The organism is Natrinema caseinilyticum (assembly GCF_024227435.1).
Lineage (GTDB): Archaea > Halobacteriota > Halobacteria > Halobacteriales > Natrialbaceae > Natrinema > Natrinema caseinilyticum.
Genome location: NZ_CP100445.1, coordinates 1,056,348 through 1,075,988 on the forward strand (window position 1 = coordinate 1,056,348; position 19,641 = coordinate 1,075,988).

Consider the following 19,641-nt stretch of genomic DNA (forward strand, 5'->3'; position numbering starts at 1 on the left):
GAACGGAATCACCGCGAGGACGGACGGGTCATAGCGCCACAGCGCAGCCTCCCGCAGGGAAGGAGACGCGTGAGCTCCGTGTCGCACCCGCGACACCGCCTCCGATCGCCGTGATCTGTAAGTGGGCGCCTCCGGAATGTGGAGATCGACGACAATCTCGGAAACTGTGGCGAGACCAGGGTACGAGATAGAGGCACCAATCAGAGCGAACGCCGGCAGTTCGAGGAGGCCGATGACGGTCGGGTGCTGTTGAATCGGTGGTTAAATAGAAGTTAGAAATGATTGCTCACTTTGGGACGGAGAGAGGAGCAAGAGTGGTATCGATTGCCGTTATTACCTCGTCAAGTGAGTCGAAAACCGGTTGCTGAGAGCTGGTTGTTACTGTCGCTAGCACTCTTCGACAAGGGTCGAGTTCGGCGAACACGCCGGAAGTGTGCCGATTGCGAGGTCGTTACGGTCCTGGCGGCCCTGCCGACCGATGCTTGAGCGTACGACGCCCCGACTCGAGTCACGACCAATACATATCTGTTTCTACAACATGACTCGAAAATTGAATGTTTCGCGCGATCGGCGATCACGGACTCCTCGGATCGAGAGAAAAAGCGATCACCGAGGACGGAGATCGAGCCCACGAAACACGTCCGGCCGCGTTGCCCGGACAATTCGATAGATAGTCGCGTGCCGCGAGAAACCACGCGGCACCGGCTCGATATGGACGGAGTTCCTGCTTCGATCGATACAGGCTACTCTTGCGTCCATCTTTCGCCGCCTCTTTTGCGTTCATCGCGGAACGGTTCCTGCGCGTCAGCAACCGATTCGACGGCTGTACGGTGCGGTTTTTGATAGCTCAATCCGGCTTCTTCGAGCAACCGCCGGCAGCTCGAGAGTGAGTACTCGCCATCGTCGGTTTCCTCAAGATACTGCTGGACGAGTGCCGGCGTCCACGCCGACGCGTCGAGACCCCCTCTTCGGGTGACTCGTGGGCAGTTTCGTCGAACTCTTTTTCTTTTTATCTGAGAGCTTTCATTTCCTCACAGAATTATGAGTGTTACTAACCGCTTTCTCGAGCCAGCTCGTCCGTCGCTGAACGTCGCACCACTCGGCGATTTCAGTCCGCGTAATGCCGTTTTTGTACGCGATTGCCGCTAAGAGACGTTGAATCTGCTTCTTCCTCGCCACGTTTCCGAGGGCATTTTGCAAGTCCTGAACGGAGATGTCGTCGAGGTGATCCACTACGTTCAGCGAGATTATTGAGTAGATAATTCTAACGGATAGTATAGCTCGACCGAGGGGGGAGAGTGTAACTTCTGAGTATAAATTCTGTCTGATTCGATATGAAATTTCCAGCAGTGACGAAGAGATCGCAACCGGCCGTTACCTACCGGTGTCAACGTATAATCACGGCAGAATTCGCACCATCTGATTCCACTCCCTCTGCCTCGGAGAATTCTTCGTACAACCGGTCGTATGTCTCGTCCAACGCCTCCGCGACGACTTTCGTATTGGCTGTAGTGGGCATGAACGTCGTGTCGGACGTCCAACGAGGGACGATATGGACGTGGAGATGGTCCTGGACAGAAGCGCCCCCGGCCTCTCCGATATTCATTCCGATGTTGTAGCCCTCTGGGTGAAGTGCTTTGTCGAGAACGTCGATTGATTTACTGAGAACCGTCATTACGTCCATCATCACGTCGTGTTCCATTTCGGGAATCGAACTCACGTGCCCCTCTGGGAGCACGAGCAGATGGCCCGGTGTATAGGGTGATTTGTTCAGGACAACGTACGATCGTTCGTTTCGCGCCAAAATTCGGTGTTCTCGATCCGCGCCGAGCGATGGGAGGGTACAGAAGACACAATCGTCGAAATCACTATTCGAATCGCGAGTTACCCAATCCATCCTCCAGGGGGCGAACAGCGACTCCATATTGGTATCAGTTCACATGGCCTCATAAAACAGTTTTCCCCCAGGGTAATTCTCCACCACCGCTGATACCGATCGAAAAATCCATCGCTGTCCCACTGTCTACGTCGGCGTCCACAGCCAGAGGTCGATGGCCATCAGGTAGCCAGCGACGGCGGTAATAATACCGATAACGATCGTGTACCACGCGATGGGAACCGTGTAGTCAGTTCGTTCGACCGCCAAGAGGATCCAGAAAGCGGCCCACAGCGAGCCCCACGCCCACCAGAGAATAGCAAGCCCCAGATCACCAGTCTGAAGCGACAGTAGACCCGTTGGGAGTGTAAATGCTGTTACGAGGATGCAGTACCACCCCAGTGAGCGCTGGTCGTCACGCTGCTGGTAGGCGTTGACGCCGACCCACAAATACGTAAACGCGAACAAAAGCGTCCCCGCCGCGTTGAACGGATCTCCTTCGGAATCACCGAACGCCCACCACATCGCTAGGACGAACGCGACTGCCCCCACAAATAGATTCAGCATGGCTGTATCGCGGTCGTCCCCTCGCCCGAGCAGCCACAGCCCATTGACCACTAAGACGGCGTCGATGAGCAGTAACGCCATTCCCAGCTCCGCGTAGAGGGACATAGTGTCGTGATATACGGTACCATACTTCGTTGGTAAATAATTGTTTTGCCACGACCTGGGACCAGTTCGTTCTGATAATTCTGACTATCACTGCACCAGTAGATCACTTCAGTTCTAGATCGTACTGAAATCACGGACCGAAGGCGAGTACAGCTGCAGCTTTCAGGAGTAGTGAGGGTAGTTTGTTGGCGTTTCTGAATAACTGACGCCCTGAGAGCTACTTCCGTACTCGCGAGTTGGCCACCGCGAAACGTGCTTCGGTACTTCGATCCGACGTCGTCGTAAAGCGTGGACTGATCAGCGCCGGAGGACAAGACCAGAGGGGCGTCGGATCCCCGTTCTAACTCGGCGGAGTCGCGCACGAAATACCGGGGACGAAGAAATTCTAATAAGTGAATGCCGACGCAGTTGATCGACGACAAGACGCTCCCGATCGAGATTCGGAGGCGGAGTCAGCACTATTTATCTGGTCAGAAACCACCGCTTGGCGGCCGAATTGCTCCGGTGCCGTGCTACTCCAATAACACTCAATTTTCACCATCGTTCAGCGAATACTCGTCGGTCGATATCGGTTCGATATACGCGTAGTTGACGACCATGCGGCCGAGTTTACGGACCTGTTCCTCAATATCGGGGTCAGTGAACGAGCCGTTCTCGAACTGAGATCCGGAGTTGATGATGCCAACGTCGTAGCGAACGGCCCAGCCGTGAAGTACGCGAACGCAGATTCGCATATGTTCGAGGGTCGTGCCACACATGCGACCACCAGCGACAGCGAGAACCCGACCGTTGTCTCTTCGAACGTCGATGGGTGGCAGTGGTCGAGCACGTTCTTTAGCGTCGCAGAGATCGTCCCGTGGCTGACTGGGGATCCAAGCAAGATCCCGTCGGCTTCTCGGATCTGCTCCGTTATTCGGTCACTCTCTCCCTGATCTTCGACGTCCGGATCGTGTAACGGCAGATCGTATTCCCGTGGGTCGACGAGTGTCGTCTCGGCGGATGCAGATTGTGAGGCGTCTAAGGCGTGCTCCAACGCAACACGTGTGTGACTTCCCTCTCGGCGGCTACCGACGACTGCAGCAATGCGCGGTGGTGCGGGCATACAGGCCGACCCACTCCCGGATACAAAACAGGTGGCCTCTCGAGATGAAACTGACGTCTTCTTCCAAAATTACGGGTGGATACCCCGGAGGATACGAATATTTGTTGAAGACGGCGTACGGTTTCCGACTCCGCAATAAAATCCGCTATTTGATTCTACTTCAATAAAGGGTGGAATCCAGGATACGAAATGGGCGGAATCATTCGGCTCTCATGTCCGGTCAGATAAGCGGCTCTGATCTTTCGACAAGTTCACTGTCGTGGTTAATGTACACCTCTGCATCTTCTTTCCGCGCGACATTTTTGAGTTTCCGTCGAGATTCATTGCCAATGGTGGTCGACCAATCGAACGACGTGGCGAGATCCTGCTCGAATCCTATCTGCGTGTGGGAGACGTCCATACCCAAGATAACAGTACCAGCGTCATCGAGTTCGATTTTCACCGACTGATGCCCCGGCGTATGACCCGGCGTTGGTATCGTCTCCACTCGTCCGTCACCGAAGACGTCCACGCTCCCGTGTGCGACGGAAACGTCGAATTCAGGGGTACGAAGAACGCCGAAATCGCCCTCCTGGTAGAATCCGGCCTGGACAGGCTCGGGCCAGGACGCGTACTGTAATTCGTCGTGTTGGACGATGAATTCGGCGTCCGGGAAATCGGAAATGCCGCCCGCGTGGTCCATATGCAGATGGGACATGATTACCGTATCCACTTCCGAAGGGGAGTAGCCGAGGTCCTCTAGCCTATGGATCGCCTTCTCGTTCTCGTCCATGTCGATGTTTTCGACGAAGTCCACCAGTCCCGGTGCCCCGTGGGGCCCATAGTTTTCGGGGTCTTCTACTAACTCGTAGCTCTGTCCCGTATCGACGAGCGCGACTCCCTCAGGGTGGTCGATGACGTAGAACGGGAACGGAATTTCGACCTCCTTGCCGATGTCCGTTAGCTGTGCGAGCATGCTGTGGTCGAGCGTAACTCTACCGCTCTCTAGGGTGTGCACTTCTATATCTGGCATGTGCGTCAAGCGCTACCATTGAACAGGCAATAAAAACTACCCTATGTATCAGAATTCAAATATGAACGGTCTGTGGAAGAACAGGGCATCGAATCCGAAACAATCCGGCAACCGGCAGAAGAGAGAAACGGCGGGCTCGTACGAACGACTTGAATCGCCGCTTGTCAACTCGAGGTTCGTCCGATCGCAGTAGCACCGTCACGGGTTTTCGTTCGTGGAACGTGACATTCCCGTCGTGACGGTCGGGTTCCTTCTTGGTTCGTCCCGGCCGGGTAAAGGACAGCCGACTGTGGCCGTAAGAGAACGAATTCGAGATGGTCCACCGAGAGAGACGCTATTCGGTCGACGACGAGGGAGCGATCAGTTCGACGTCTTGTCACTCCGACTCGGGCAAAGGGAGGAAAACGTAACCAGGTGGGGCGGCCTCAGTCGTCTGCGGCGGCGGCCATCGTCGGTGAGGGGAACTCTTCTTCCAAGTACGGAAGAACCTGCTCGCCGAACGCTTCGGCTTGCTCGTTAGCCACTTCGCCGCTGACACCGGGGACTTCGAACCAGCAGTTGAAGTTGAAATCTTCGTACCCACACTCTTCGGCGATCTGTGAGACCTTTTCTCTGTGTTCGTCAGCGTCACCGACGATGGCGACATCTTTGTCGATGAGCATCTCTGCGGTGACGTTCGTGCTCGGGTCGTACAGCTCTTCGTCACCCTCAGCGAGGACCGAGGCGAAGCCGAATGGGCCGTAATAGGACCAGGCATTCTCTAATCCGAGTTTCCATTTCTCGAACGTCTCGTCGTCGTGAATTTCGGTGTTGAAGATGTTCCGACACGTGATGATCCCGCGGCCACGCTCCTCGTCCCATCCACGCTTGAACGGTTCGCCATCGTATTCGGGGCGGCGGTCAGGCCAGCCGGCTTCTTCCGCGGCCTCGTAGTAGAGGTCGATGTTCCCCTTGAGGCGCGAGTTCGGTTCGACGATGAAGTACCCATTGACGCCGTTGCGTGCGGCCCACTTGATCGAACGGGGTGACGTCAGCGGCTGCCAGAGCTGTGGGTGAGGCTTCTGCTCCGGTTGTGGGAAGACCGCGATTTGCTTCAACGTGGTACCGCCAGAAACGACCGGGTTCCACAGGTCCGAGTAGAAGTCGCCCTCCTCGTCCCAGTCCATCATATCCTCCACCGTCTGCTCGGTCACGTCGTCGCTGAAGTACGCGCGGTCGAGTTCGTGGTGCCACTTCGTGTGAGACGGGGGGATGTTGTGATACTCGCCCTGGTACTCGAACGCCTCTTCGGTCCACGCCTTCTTGATAATCTCGAACTTTTCTTTGAACGCCGCTCGATTTTGCTCTTGGTCTTGAACTGTGCCACCCCAGTACTGGCCCAGCACTTCGTTTTCACGCGGCTGATACCCTCGACCGATGCCGATTTCTGCACGGCCGTTGCTAATCGTATCGAGCAGTGACGTTTGCTCGGCGAACCGGACCGGATCGTGCCACGTGATGATGTTGGTGGCTTGGCACAACTTGATCGTATCCGTTTGAGCAGCGACCGCCATCTGGTTCATCAACGGATTCGGACTGTGTTCCGACCCCGTGGGTTGGAAGTGGTGTTCCGTGAAGAACGCCCTGTCGAATCCGGCATCTTCCGCGGCTACCGCGTGTCGAACCTGGTCGCGCATTACGTCGCGGACGTCATCGTGCACCTCTTCGAGGCTCGCGTCTGGGTAAACGTTTCCTTCGTCGTCTTTTTTCTGTGGTAAGTTTGTCGTCCCGTTATGGAACACGCCAATTTGTACCATGACAAGCGGTATTGTCCATCATGCAATATTTAAATGTATGGGGTAGGAACGGCCCTCAGCCGCTTCTTATAACACGAATTCTACGGCAGAGGCCCATGCCCTGATGGAAGTCAGGGAGCGATAGAAACGTCAGCCCCTTCCTCCCGACAGACTTCCAACGCGTGTTTAGCTGCCATTCCTGCTGTCTGAGCCGTTTCAGCGCGTCCGATCCCCACCTTCAGTTTCACGCCAACCTCCTGGTTTACGTGGTCGATAGCGTCCGCGTACTCGTCCTCGGTAAGAGCCGGACACACCGCGATGATGTTGTCACCGCCGACAAAAAACGAGAGCGAATCGTGTGTCCGTCGCATGTGACGCATGAGTTCCGCGTACCCTTGTTCAATCTCGATGAACGTATCAAACGCGTTTAATTGATCGGTATACTTTCCGGTCGCGTCGTTCACATCGAAGTGTGCAATCTGGACGTCGCGGTCCGAACGGTTATCGCGGGAGAGAGGTCCCCCCAGAAGTTCCTCGGTACGGCCTCGGTCTTGAGCGCTGCCGGTAGCTTGGAGCTGATTCGTTGCGCCTCCAAGCGCCTCGACAGGTGACGATGCTGTGGCGATGCTCAGGCTCACTGTTACCGGGTATCTGTTGCCGACTGCTTCCTGGACTAACTCGTGTGCGGATCTACCCAAGCCGTTCGTGACGGCGATCATATTATCGAACCGTGTGAAGAACACGTATCCCTCTCGATTGCCGATCAATTGCGAGAGATCCGCGTACAATCGTGACTGAAGCGTCTGTAGATCGACTTCCCGTTTCGGGTCCGGAGTAACAGTCCACGGTCCGTAGTTATCGATTTGAATGAGGGTGATCTGCGTGTTCGTCACAGTGGATCGTAGGCCGATATCGTAATTAAAACTTCGTGCTAACGGACTGTTCACGCGACGTGGAATTCTCGGCTGTGCCGTACTCGAGCGGGACGAAAACCAAGGAGATCCGACGAGAATTACCTCAGTCCTGGGTACCCAGTACCTGCGTCGGGCGTTCGTCCGAGAACGGATACATTATCGAACCCGCTCCCCGATGTTCACCGGGCTCGAGTCGGGCGACCGGTCCGAAGCGTTCCATCAGGATTGACCCGTCGATGAAGGGGATGTTGTGGTCGTGAGCGTACGAACGGGCTTGCTCTTTGCTGAGCGCGCGGCCCGATCGATCGTCCAGCATCTCGCAGACGACGACGGCCGGTGGTGTCCCTGCTGCGTTCGCGAGCGTAATGCCGAACTCCGTGTGTCCACGCCTGTCGCTCAGTAGATTGGGTGCCGCTTTCAACAAGTGCACGTGTCCCGGCGAGCGGAACTCCGCGGGGAAGTCCACTTCCGTCGGAGCGGATGCAGCAGCGGCCAGTTCCTGGATGGTTTTCGACCGGTCTTCGTCGGTAATCCCGGTGAACGTGTCCCTGTGGTTGACCGTGAGAGAGAACGATGAGCGAGAATCGTAATCGAGGTCGTGGTCGCTGCTCGTCGGGTGGTCGATGGCCTCCGAGAAAAACGGGAGTTCGAATCGCTCAGCGGCGGCGTACGAAAGTGCCACGCAGACGAGACCGCCGGCGTCGTTGCGAAGACGCGCAACGTCGGCGTGCTCGACACCGTGTGCAGGATAGACTATGTCCGTTTCACCTTCACGACTATCGAAGTCGTGAATGAGAACCGGTTTCCCCTCGCGGAACGCCTGGAGTGCCGGGTCGAAGTCGGTAATCGGGTGCCGGTCACTCATGGCTGATAAACGCTCGTTCCGGAACGAAGTCGATGTCCATCCGCGTTTCGTTCGGCGCTTCGTCCGTTCGCTCGGGAGAACGACGTACTGAACGATTTCGATTCATATTGTTTCGTGGTATCATGCACCATGGCTGGGCATAAGTGTTTTTATCGATGGCAGAAACCGTACTTCTCGAAGTCGAACAAAGCGAATCTGTCCGTCGGTGTGCCTCTCGAATATTCCCTCGAGTTCGGGGTCCGCTGATACCGGCCACACCGCCCCGAAGACGAACTGAATTTCCTCGATAAGGATACTATCCCAACAGGTAACGCTCGTACTCGTCGCGCAGTGCTTTTTTATCGTATTTCCCGGTTGACGTCTTCGGAATCCCTTCCACGAAGACGATGGCCTCCGGAACCCACCAGTCGGGAAATTCCTGTTCGTTGAGATAGCGTTTCAGTTCGTCCTCAGTTACTGAGTTATCTGTACGAACAACTGCAGCGAGGGGTCGTTCCTGCCACTTTGGGTGGTCGACCCCGACGACGGTCGCCTCCTCGACCGTGTCGTGAGCGATGAGGGCATTCTCCAGTTCAACGCTCGAAATCCATTCCCCCCCAGATTTCACGAGGTCTTTTTTTCGATCGACGAGATGAATATACCCTTCCTCGTCGACCGTGACGATGTCTCCCGTGTGGAACCAGCCGTCCCGGAACGTCTCTGCAGATTTCTCCGGTTCCTCGTAGTATTCATCGGTAATCCACGGTCCTCGGAGAAGGATTTCGCCCATCTCCTCCCCGTTCCACGGGATCTCGTCGCCGTCATCATCGACTACCCTGAATTTCAACCCGGGCTGAATCAATCCCTGACTCGCCTTGTAATCGTACTGCGTTTCCCGACTCTGCTCCTGAAGCGTATCTTTGATGGTCGTGATCGTGGCTAAGGGCGTCGCTTCGGTCATACCCCACGCTTGATAGACACGATCGACGCCGAACTCCTCCTCGTAGGCTTCGATCATCGACCGCGGGACTGCTTGGCCACCGGGCAGGAGACCGCGTAACGAATCGGTGCTATACGCTGATCCGTTTTGCAGTCGCTCGAGCACGGTAGACCACACGGTTACGGCGCCGCCCGTGAACGTCACCCCCTCTTCATCGATTAACTGTAAGTAGTCGTCCGGCGTCGGATCCGGGCCGGGGAGGACCTGTCTCGCTCCGGACAGTAATGACATGTGAGGGAAGCCCCACGCATTGACGTGATACATCGGCACGACCGGCATGACCGAGTCCGTTTCTCTTATCCCCAACGAACTGGCCAGACATCCGGAGAACGCGTGGAGGACCATCGCACGGTGAGTGTACGTGACTCCCTTCGGCTTCCCCGTCGTCCCGCTCGTATAGCACATGCCGCATTCGGTTTCTTCGTCGAGGTCGGGCCACTCGTACTCCGTCGGCTGGCGCCCTACGAGCGACTCGTACGCGTATACTGGGTCCAGCGACGTCTCCGGGAGCCCCTCTTCGTCCGTCAGAATCACGTACGCCTGCACGTCAATTTCGCTCTGGATTTCTTCGATATCGCTTACGAGTCCCGGTGAGACGAACAGGAGTTCGTCGTCTGCCTGATTGAGTATGTACTCGATATAACTCGGACGGAGCTGGATATTGATCGTGTGTGTGACAGCCCCGTGGCACGGACCTGCCACGTACAGTTCCAAGTGCCGGTGCGTGTTCCACGCGTACGTCCCAACCTTGTCTTCCCGTTCGATATCGAATTCGTCGAGAACGTGGCCGAGTTGGGCGACACGGTCACTGAAGTCTGCGTACGTGTATCGATGGCGGCTACCGTCGGCCTCTCGGGAGACGATTTCCGTGTTCGGAAAGAGTCTCTCCGTTCGCCAAAGGAGTCGTGATAGGGTGAGGTCATCGTCCATCATTGGATGACACGGCCCCCGTACCATCGACTTACCCTAAGTGTTTTTCATTATGAAAAGTTCTGCCACGAACGGTTTGACCGGAACTGTTCCGTCTGTGAGCGCTTTCTCTTCGAAGGCCGCCGTCGGGCACTCATTTCACCGTGAGTCGTTCGCCAACTCTTTTATAGCTGTTAGTGGTGGCGGCGGTATGCAAGGACGAGCAGTTGTACAAACTGACACACGTAGCGTCGAGATCCAAGAATTCGACCTTCCGACTCCTGAACCGAGGGGCATCCTCACGGAGGTCGTCCGGACGAATATCTGTGGATCGGATCTCCACTTTTGGAAGGGAGATTTTCCGTATCGGGGCATCCTCGGACACGAAGCCGCGGTCCGAGTGAGCGAACTCGGCGAGGATGTCGAGACGGATTCCCGGGGGACCCCGATCGAAGAGGGGGATCTGGTCGCTCCCGTCTATTTCATCCCGTGCGGAGCGTGTTACGCTTGCCAATCCGGCGAGTTTGCGGCCTGCGTAAACCAGGGCGAGAATATGATGCAACGGCCCGACGAGTCCCCTCATTTCCACGCTACATTCAGTACCCATTACTACATTAAGCCAGAACAGTATTTCTACAAAGTACCGGAAAACGTTCCGGAAGCGATCGCTGCAAGCGCCAACTGTGCTCTCTCACAGGTCGTCTATGGGTTCGATGAGGCCGGTGTACAGGCGGGCGACGACGTCGTCATCCAGGGGGCCGGCGGCCTCGGCCTCCACGCGACTGCCGTCGCACGAGAGCGCAACGCGAATCCGGTCGTCGTCGAAGGTGTCGGAGAGCGTATCGAAACTCTCGAGCAGTTCCGTCCGAGCCACATCATCGATATGCGTGAGTTCGAGACGGTCAAGGACCGGGTCGAGGAGGTCGAGCGGCTCACCGAGGGAAATGGAGCGGACGTGGCTCTCGAAGTTGCGGGTGTGGCGGACGCGTTCTCCGAGGGAATCCGCTTTCTCAAGAACACTGGAACCTACGTCGAAATTGGCAACATCTCCTTCGGAGAGAGTACCGAGTTTACGCCCTCTCGTCTGACCTGGAACAGTCGGACCGCAATCGGTGTCGCGTATTATCAGCCGTGGTACCTCGGGAAGGCCCTCGATTTCCTCTCGAAACACATCGACGAATACCCGTACGAGGAACTCACCGGCGCGGAGTTCACCCTCGACGACGTTACGGAGGCGATGCAGAAGGCGGCGAATCGGGAGGTCACTCGCGCAGCACTACTCCCCCAGAGGTGATCAACGAGAGCTGAGCGACCGCTCACTGGCCGGGCGGGAGTGTGATGGACCGAGAGTGGACCGCCATACCGACGGCAACCTCGAAGGACCGGTACCTGCCGCGGGTCGAGACCGAACGGGAGAGAGCGACACGCTATGGTGCGATAGATGTTCTCGAGTGACTCCACAGGTCCGAAGCCCGATGCCATATTCCTTCGTGCCGTGGATATCGGAGACGGCGGAAGGCTCGTTCGACTCCGAGAATCGATGGGGACTGTTTCTCTGTGACCGAAACCCACTCTGCCTGCGGTCTTCCCCCTTTGGTCCTACTCGTCACCGCTTCGGATGCTTTCGAATACTCCCTCGCCTTCCCGTTTTTTCACTTTTTGCTTGATATCACTCGAGGAGGTGATTCCCGGACCGTCATAGGCGGTAATGCGTACCAACCGAATACCTTCAAACCCGGCTTCGGCGAGTTCTCGCTCGAGTTTCTCGGGCTGAAACTGCTGATCGTGGCCGAGGGTAATAATATCGGGAGCTATCTCGTCGACCGTGTCGAAAATATCTCCTTCCGATCCAAGAATCGCGTTGTCGACCATTTCCAAGGCGGCGACGATCTTCCGTCGACTCTCTTCGTCCATATAGAGATCCTTGTGCTCTTGCATCCGTGAGTCCCTTGCGATGACGACGGAGAGTTCACTACCCAGGTCGGCGCTCTCTCTAAAGTAGTGCAGGTGACCCGGATGGAGAATGTCGAACGTCCCTTGAGCCATTACACGAGCCATATCGGCAGTATGTTCCGTCTGTTCTAAACCGTTCGGGTCGTTTTCCTTTTTTCCACCGTTACGACCGGCCCTACTCGGTCGACCCCATGGCCGACCCCCTTTGACCCGCCTACTGAAACGGGCGCGTGTAACTGCCTTACCCTGCCGGATAATCCACTGCACGTTCGATGAAAGAGGTGGTTTCTCGAGTTTCGCAGAGATTCCCGACCATACAGAACGGATCTAGAAACGGAAGACTGGTAGTGTATTACCGTGTTCGCTGCCTTCGACGCTGTCCACGCTGCTCAGGTCCATTGCACCCGCCTACCAGGTCATATCCGTAAACGGCGAACGGTCAGAGCAAGTTGATGGCGCGTCGAGCTATCCTCCCTCTTCGACAGGAGCGTCACTCATTCGCAACACATGACCATATTATTTTAGGAGTTTTACTATCCTTTTCTTGTATACTTATCTCGGTGAATAGTTTTCCATTCTACAATTATTGTTACAGTCGTATAGCTGTAAAGAACGTGCTATGGTAACAATACACTCGAATTGCGTCTAAGAAGTCGTTATATCTCGATGTCTGACGTATAGAAAATGCATTCGTCTCGATAGCACTCTCTCAGCGCAAGCGATAGAGATCGATCCATCAACAAGAGGCAAGCGAGCCGATCAGGGGTGGCTAATCGACCGTTCCATACTGGCCCCTGAAGAACGTCAGTGGTTTTGCAGTGGCGTCTTCCAGCGATAGTTCCTCGACTTCGCCGAGGTAAATCGTGTGATCCCCACCGGGATAGCGTTCGGCGAGCGTGCAGTCGAGATACGCGATCGATCCCTCGATGATCGGTGCGCCGGTCGCAGCGGTTGTGATCGGGATATCCTCGAACGGATCGGCCATCTCGTGATGTTCTCCAGCAAACCGGTCGGAAATCCACTCTTGGTCTTCCGATAAGATGTTGACTGCATAATGATCCGCTTCGGCGACGTGATCGTGAGTATTTGTCTCCTTGTCTGCGTTGAAGAGGACGAGCGGTGGGTCCAGTGAGACCGATGCGAACGAATTGACGGTCATTCCGTGCGGTTCGTCAGCCCCGACGGTGACCACAGTTACACCGGTTGCAAACTGCCCCGTTACGTTGCGGAAATCATCAGCGTCTACCATTTCGGTGATCCCTCGACGAGCCCATTCCAGACATACTCATTTAATGTTTACTCCCACACCAGATAGCGGTAGTCGTGCCGACTGCGATCGTTCGTGGACGATGCTCTGTGCAAGCCGAGTACAGACTGCACGAAGAACGCGTATTGCCTCACCTCAGAGGTCCTCTTCGCCTCGATCTAAACGCCGTCGCTGAGTAGAGGAAAGCACTAAATGAAATGGCGTGATAGGCGTTCACATCCGAACATGTCCCGCCCAGATCAGGAAGTAATACTCGGTGGTACGGTCGAAGAGGGGGAAGGAAAAGCGAGGGAATTCATCTCCCTTTCTGGATACATGGACCAGTTCAAAGAGGAACTCAGTTACGAACCGTATCCGGGAACGCTCAATATCAGCCTCGAAGCCGAGAGCGTCGAAGATCGGAAACGGATTCAACGGTGGGAGCCGATAACGATCGACGGCTGGGAGACTGACGGAGGGTCTTTCGGACCCGTCTTCTGTTTACCTGCAACGGTATCGACGGAGATGCAGTCCGATACATACGAACAGACACACATAATTTACCCCGATCGAACGGATCACGACCTCTCAACGGTCGAGCTTCTCGCACCGGTCCGGTTACGGGAACAGCTTTCTCTTTCAAACGGCGACCAGGTGATGATCGAAGCCCAAAAACGATGAAGCCCGTTCGGACGCGTCGCTCGATTCGAAAACGATGATCGACACACCGGAACCGAAATCTATCACCTGACCACATCCTCCGACTTCAGTCCCGGCGGATCGAATCACGATTGTCGACAGGGCCGGCGCTGCCGGAGAAAACCACCGCAAGAGTGGTCAATCACTACTCGTGAAGGTAGGCCGTCTGTGTTTCTACATCTGGATCGTAACATATCCACGTGTAGTCTTCTATCTTGATACTCTTTTCCGAGATGTTGGTCGTATCGTCGCACGGATTTCCACATACTTCGCACACTGGTGCAGCGTCCGTCTCTGTTTCATCTCGAGACATAGTCTGGGCTATCGATAAAGAAGATATTATCTTTTCGGGTTCGGCGATCGCGGCCACGCTGATTTCGGCTCTGTCGCCGAGTTGATCGTAGCAGGGAAAGTTACAGTGTTGGCTTCCGTTCCGACAATCGGGCCGAGGGGGCGAGTTTCTGGAGGAAACCGGAGATAGACATCTCGAGCATCGACCGGCACAGGGCCTGAACGAGAAGCTCACTGCGGAGGAAACTCGCCGACGCGAAGTTGGAGAGACGACACGGATACCAGGCGAAGGCTAGGATGGCGGTTCCCGGAGGGGAACTCCGGATTCGTGACGAAAACGGCAAGGAAGTACTCACGAAAACGATCGGTGAGATCGAATCGCGGATCCTCGAGTGATCCGTGAGTATCACAACTGTCCCGGGGTAAAGCACAATCGTTTTCGGATGGCGGTTGGTCGAGGCCGGTGCACCGCGACGTTGGACGAGTGGGGCTGCATTGCCGTTGCAGACTAAATGAGCACCAGCAAAAGCGGGGGAAACGGATTCCCCGCTTCGTAAACGAACTCGCGGACGAACACCGGCAAATTCGACGGAGCGACGCTCAGAGAGCAGGACGACGTGCTCACGGAAGAAGCGACCGCTATGGAACTAATCCAAGCCCGCTCGGATATAGTGGCACGGGTTCCATATACGACCGGCAAGTGGCAATTCGGAACTGCACTCGTGGTGCAGACACACCCGCTTCGACGGATCGTGTCGGAGGTTGTGCCACGCCATCCGATTCCCCGGAAGCAGCTTCTATAGGCGCGGTTCCCGATCGGTTCAGGAGTACCCGGGCCGGGGTCATCTCCAGGCTTTAAGGTATAGGATAGTGACCGAACAGTGTACTGTGCAACTCAATAGCATTCGGATCGTCGACTTGACTCGCCTCCTTCCGGGACCGTATGCCACCCAGCTGCTCAGCGACATGGGTGCCGAAGTGATTAAAATAGAGGATCCCGACACCGGGGACTACGCGCGGTTTATCGAGCCCATGGCGCCCAACGACGTCGGTGCCGTCTTCTCAGCGATCAACCGCGGGAAAAAGAGTGTCACACTCGATCTCAAAGACGATGAGGGCCGGGCGGCGTTCTACGAGCTGATCGAGGATGCTGACGTCGTCTTCGAGCAATTCCGACCCGGAGTGGCCGAACGCCTCGGTATCGACTACGAAACGCTCCGGGAGCGAAATCCGGACGTCGTCTACTGCTCGCTGTCGGGGTACGGCCAGGAGGGGCCGTACAGCGACCGAGTCGGTCACGACCTCAACTACGCCGGGTTCGCCGGCCTCGTCGATATGACTCGAGGCAGCACGGACGACGACCCAGAGATACCGGGATACCCTATCGGCGATATGGCCGGTGGAACGTTCGCCGCGCTCAGCATCGTGAGCGCGCTACTGGACCGAGAGCTCTCGGGTGGCGGTGGGAACTACATCGACGTGTCGATGACCGATGCCGTGCTCTCGTTCTCACAGGCGGTTAGCTGCCTGGCGCTGTACGGCGATGATCCGCGTCCGGGCGAGACGGAACTGACCGGAAAATTTCCCTGTTACGATATTTACCGGACGGCGGACGATGAGTACGTAACGGTCGCCGCTCTCGAGCCCAAGTTCTGGCGGAACCTCTGCGAGGCGCTCGGCCGCGAGGACCTGATCGATAAGCACCGAGCCGATGATGAAGCGACGCGCGAGGCCGTTCACGACGTGCTATCGGAAACGTTTGCGTCGAAGACCCGTTCAGAGTGGGAGGCCGAACTCGGGGAGAAAGACGTCATGCTCGGCATCGTAAAGAGTCCGAACGAGGCGCTAGCAGACCGCCACATCGAGAGTCGTGGGATCATCGAGGGTGCCGACGGGCCGCTTCCACGAATCGGGTATCCGGCCCAGGTCGAACGCGGCCTCGACGACGGTGATGAAACCGTTCCGGAGATGGGCGAACACACGAACGACGTGCTCGAGTCGGTCGGAATCGGCGAGGACGCTATCGAAGAGTTGCGCGAACGGGACGTCGTCTAGCGAACGGTTCGGCCGTCAGCGGCTCCGATATCCTATTTCTGACGGGAAATATAAGTATTGCCACGATGACTGCTCTCCCATGACGGATGACGTGCCATCAGTCGGCGAATTGACTCCATATCACTTTCACGAACGGGAGTGGGAGAGTTACGAAGCGCTCCGAGACGAATTCGAGTGGGAAATCCCGGATCGGATGAACATGGCCCAGTACGTCTGTGACCGACACGCGACGGACGAGGACACCGCCGGGCTGATTTACGAGGATAGTCACGGCCGTGAAGGGCAATACACGTTCGCAGAAATGAAAGCGGTGACTGACCGACTCGCGAACTACCTGACCGGCGCTGGCCTCGCCCGTGGGGATCGTGTTGCCATCTGCGTCCCGCAAAAGCCGGAAACTGCCCTCTCGCATATCGCTATTTGGAAGACGGGCGGTGTTTCCGTTCCCCTGTCGACGTTATTTGGCCCTGATGCGCTCCGCTACCGCCTCGACAACAGCGATGCGAAGATGGTGATCGTGGATGAAACGAACGTCGAAAACCTCCGGGAGGTCAAAGACGACCTCGACCAACTCGAGGAGATACTCGTGGTCGGCGACACCGAACTCGAATCGGACGAATCCTCGTTCTGGACGGCCCTCCGGGAGAGTGCCGCCGAGTTCCAACCGGCGAGAACGACAGCAGAAGACGACGCCGTCATCATTTATACGAGCGGGACGACGGGTGATCCAAAGGGTGTCGTACACGCACACAGAATGCTGCTCGGACAACTCCCCGGTTTCGTCTGCCTCTTCTGCAATGCGAGACTCGAGGACGATGATGTCTTTTGGGTCGTCGCAGACTGGGCGTGGAAAGGATCGCTGTTCGACTTCGTATTTCCGGCGCTGTTCTACGGGAAGCCGGTGCTCGCATACGAAGAGCACGGTTCGTTCGATCCCGAAACGGCGTTCACGCTCGTCGAGCGACACGACCTGACGAGTCTGTATATTCCACCGACGGCGCTCCGTCGAATGATGAACGAAGTCGGTGACCCGGAAGAACGATACGATCCGCGCTCGGTTCGGGTTCTCGGAAGTGGCGGTGAGGCTCTCGGAAAGACGCTTCCACGATGGGTCGAGGACGTCCTCGGCGCGACGGTACACGAAGGATACGGGCAAACGGAGGCATCGCCGCTGGTCGGCAACTGTGTCGAATACTTCGAGTACAAGCGTAACATCGGAAAGCCGCTTCCTGGCATCGAACTTGACGTTCTCGATGTAAACGATCGGACGTCGGTATCGGCCGGTGAAACGGGTGAAATTGCCGTGAAATCTAATTCCCCGAATCTGTTCAAGAGCTACTGGCGCAATCCCGAAAAAACGGAGTCTAAGTTCTACGGCGACTGGATGCTCACGGAGGACCTCGCGGTTAAAACGGAAGACGGCTATCTCGACTTCGTCAGCCGGAAAGACGACGTGATCATTTCGTCTGGGTACCGGATTGGACCAGAAGAAGTCGAAGACGCGATCGCGAAGCACGAGGCCATCGCCGACGCTGGCGTCATTGGAGTATCCGACGAAAATCGCGGGAACATCGTGAAGGCGTACGTGACTGTCACGAAGGGCTACGAACCGTCGGACGATCTTCGTCGGGCCGTCCAATCGTTCGTCAAAGATAATCTGGCGAGATACAAGTATCCGAGAGAGATCGAATTCATCGACGAACTGCCGAAGTCGACGACCGGAAAAATACGCCGGAGTTCCCTCCAAGAGATGGAAGAAAAAAGTCGATGACCGTATGCGCTGATACGCAGTGGACGATTCGGTAGGAATCAGACCGCCCGGGACCGATACCACTGTACCGTCTCTGATACCTCTGCATTATAGTATTCTACGCGTGCGCAAGTGACCGTAGCATCGCGCGTCCGGGCGCCCAAACAGGAGAGGCACCGCCTCAGTGGGTGTGGCAACCGCAAACATATATGTGAGTGGTGCCGAAAGGATGAGATCACCGTATGGAGTACAACGATTCTGAGCAAGCGCAAGCAGTCGCCCAGCGAATTCGCGAGTTCGTCGACGGGGTAGTCTTACCCATCGAGCGAGATCTCCCCGGCGGTGTTCCGGTGTCCCAGGAACTACTCGACGAACTACGGGCAGAAGCGAGAGCCCACGACGTGTTCGCCCCCCAAGTTTCCAAAGAATACGGCGGGCTCGGCCTCACTTTCCGAGATGCATTACCCGCTTACGAAGAAGGTGGGCGGAGCTTTCTCGCGATGCCGGCCATCCGAACTGATCCGCCGGACGAAGGGAACATCCATCTCCTCGAATTGCTCGGAACGGACGACCAGAAAGACGAATGGTTGCGCCCCCTCGTGAACGGTGACATTTCATCGGCGTTTGCGATGACGGAACCGATGCAGGGCGGCGGCGCCGACCCGAAGATGATCGAAACGTACGCCGAGAAAGACGGTGACGAATGGGTGCTTACCGGTCACAAGTGGTGGATCACGAACGGAAGCGACGCGGACTTCTTCCTCGTGATGGCACGGACCGATCGTGACGCTCACCCGTACAAAGGGTGTTCGATACTGCTCGTCCCGGCCGATTCGGACGGTATCGACATCGTCAGAGACATCCCTCACATGGGCGAGGAGACACTGTCTCGCGCACACACGGAGTTGATCTTTGACGGTGTTCGCGTGCCCGAAGAGAACATCCTCGGAACGGTCGACTCCGGGTTCCAGCACGCACAACAGCGGATGGTGCCAGCGAGGCTCACCCGTTCGATGCAATTCTCGGGGATGGCCGAGCGCGCTCTCGATATCGCGAAAGCGTTCATGAGCGAGCGGGAGGTGTTCGGCGAACCAGTGAGCGAGAAGCAGGGGCCGCGCTTCGACGTCGCTGACGCGAGAACACGGCTTCACGCCGCACGGACGATGGTCCGTCACGCCGCTGATGTATACGCAGGCGGGGATCAGGCTCGAATCGAGGCCGCCATGGCCAAGTATTTCTCGACGAACGTCGCTCAGGAGGTCATCGATACCGCTCTCCAGTTCTGTGGCGCTAACGGAATCGGTATGGATCTACCGCTCGCAGAATTCTATCAGGATGTCCGTATCATTCGTATTGCGGACGGCCCCGACGAGGTACAAAAGCGCGTCATCGCTCGTGACGCGTTCGAAGACATCGACGAGCGCGAAATCGAACACGTATCGCGATATATGGATCCGCGGACGAGACGTGACTGAGAAGAACGGTTCCATGGCTCGCTCACCGACGGCCGTTTCGGAAGATAACCGATACTATACCCCCAAAA

Annotated in this window: 15 protein-coding genes and 2 pseudogenes; 5 read left to right on the forward strand and 12 right to left on the reverse strand. The window is 56.5% G+C overall.

Annotated elements, in window-relative coordinates; genetic code table 11:
* Positions 1-286 precede the first annotated feature (286 nt).
* The 10 genes and pseudogenes from NJT13_RS05130 to NJT13_RS05170 form a co-directional block, all read right to left on the reverse strand.
* Positions 287-1,233, reverse strand: a pseudogene (locus NJT13_RS05130) (IS630 family transposase).
* Positions 1,234-1,387: 154 nt separating this feature from the next.
* Positions 1,388-1,924, reverse strand: coding sequence for an HIT family protein (locus NJT13_RS05135; RefSeq protein WP_254524431.1), 537 nt, complete (start codon positions 1,922-1,924; stop codon positions 1,388-1,390).
* A gap of 99 nt (positions 1,925-2,023) precedes the next feature.
* Positions 2,024-2,548 carry an AmiS/UreI family transporter gene (locus NJT13_RS05140; protein ID WP_254524432.1) on the reverse strand — a complete coding sequence of 175 codons (525 nt, stop codon included), beginning with the start codon at positions 2,546-2,548 and terminating at the stop codon, positions 2,024-2,026.
* A 527-nt stretch (positions 2,549-3,075) separates the two neighbouring features.
* Positions 3,076-3,306, reverse strand: a complete 231-nt coding sequence (locus NJT13_RS23260) for a hypothetical protein (protein WP_340681197.1) — start codon at positions 3,304-3,306, stop codon at positions 3,076-3,078.
* A gap of 80 nt (positions 3,307-3,386) precedes the next feature.
* Positions 3,387-3,650, reverse strand: a pseudogene (locus tag NJT13_RS23265) (NADPH-dependent FMN reductase); the annotation flags it as partial.
* Between the two features lie 220 nt (positions 3,651-3,870).
* Positions 3,871-4,662, reverse strand: coding sequence for an N-acyl homoserine lactonase family protein (locus NJT13_RS05150; RefSeq protein ID WP_254524433.1), 792 nt, complete (start codon positions 4,660-4,662; stop codon positions 3,871-3,873).
* A gap of 425 nt (positions 4,663-5,087) precedes the next feature.
* On the reverse strand, positions 5,088-6,458 hold the full coding sequence (locus NJT13_RS05155) for an LLM class flavin-dependent oxidoreductase (RefSeq protein ID WP_254524434.1): 1,371 nt from the start codon (positions 6,456-6,458) through the stop codon (positions 5,088-5,090).
* 110 nt (positions 6,459-6,568) lie between these two features.
* Positions 6,569-7,330: a GTP cyclohydrolase III gene (locus NJT13_RS05160; RefSeq protein WP_254524437.1), complete on the reverse strand. Its 762-nt coding sequence runs from the start codon at positions 7,328-7,330 to the stop codon at positions 6,569-6,571.
* A 124-nt stretch (positions 7,331-7,454) separates the two neighbouring features.
* Entirely contained in the window at positions 7,455-8,216 is a 762-nt protein-coding gene (gene ribB / locus NJT13_RS05165; RefSeq protein ID WP_254524442.1) for a 3,4-dihydroxy-2-butanone-4-phosphate synthase, read from the reverse strand.
* A gap of 295 nt (positions 8,217-8,511) precedes the next feature.
* Positions 8,512-10,128 (reverse strand): long-chain fatty acid--CoA ligase, encoded by a 1,617-nt coding sequence (locus tag NJT13_RS05170; protein WP_254524444.1) that lies wholly within the window; start codon positions 10,126-10,128, stop codon positions 8,512-8,514.
* Between the two features lie 187 nt (positions 10,129-10,315).
* Between NJT13_RS05170 and NJT13_RS05175 the strand changes: the two genes are divergently transcribed.
* Positions 10,316-11,398: a zinc-binding dehydrogenase gene (locus NJT13_RS05175; RefSeq protein ID WP_254524446.1), complete on the forward strand. Its 1,083-nt coding sequence runs from the start codon at positions 10,316-10,318 to the stop codon at positions 11,396-11,398.
* A gap of 305 nt (positions 11,399-11,703) precedes the next feature.
* Here the strand turns inward: NJT13_RS05175 and NJT13_RS05180 are convergent, their stop codons facing one another.
* On the reverse strand, positions 11,704-12,162 hold the full coding sequence (locus tag NJT13_RS05180; protein ID WP_254524447.1) for an FAD synthase family protein: 459 nt from the start codon (positions 12,160-12,162) through the stop codon (positions 11,704-11,706).
* Between the two features lie 664 nt (positions 12,163-12,826).
* Positions 12,827-13,306, reverse strand: coding sequence for a flavin reductase family protein (locus NJT13_RS05185; protein ID WP_254524448.1), 480 nt, complete (start codon positions 13,304-13,306; stop codon positions 12,827-12,829).
* A 243-nt stretch (positions 13,307-13,549) separates the two neighbouring features.
* Here NJT13_RS05185 and NJT13_RS05190 point away from each other — a divergent pair, with 243 nt between their 5' ends.
* The 4 genes from NJT13_RS05190 to NJT13_RS05205 all read left to right on the forward strand — a co-directional run bounded on the left by NJT13_RS05190 (position 13,550) and on the right by NJT13_RS05205 (position 19,573).
* Complete coding sequence (locus NJT13_RS05190; RefSeq protein ID WP_254524450.1) at positions 13,550-13,984, forward strand: CTP-dependent riboflavin kinase; 435 nt, start codon at positions 13,550-13,552, stop codon at positions 13,982-13,984.
* A 1,197-nt stretch (positions 13,985-15,181) separates the two neighbouring features.
* Entirely contained in the window at positions 15,182-16,348 is a 1,167-nt protein-coding gene (locus NJT13_RS05195; RefSeq protein WP_254524452.1) for a CaiB/BaiF CoA transferase family protein, read from the forward strand.
* A gap of 79 nt (positions 16,349-16,427) precedes the next feature.
* Positions 16,428-18,119 (forward strand): acetate--CoA ligase, encoded by a 1,692-nt coding sequence (locus NJT13_RS05200; RefSeq protein WP_254524454.1) that lies wholly within the window; start codon positions 16,428-16,430, stop codon positions 18,117-18,119.
* 221 nt (positions 18,120-18,340) lie between these two features.
* Complete coding sequence (locus NJT13_RS05205; protein ID WP_254524456.1) at positions 18,341-19,573, forward strand: acyl-CoA dehydrogenase family protein; 1,233 nt, start codon at positions 18,341-18,343, stop codon at positions 19,571-19,573.
* Positions 19,574-19,641 lie beyond the last annotated feature (68 nt).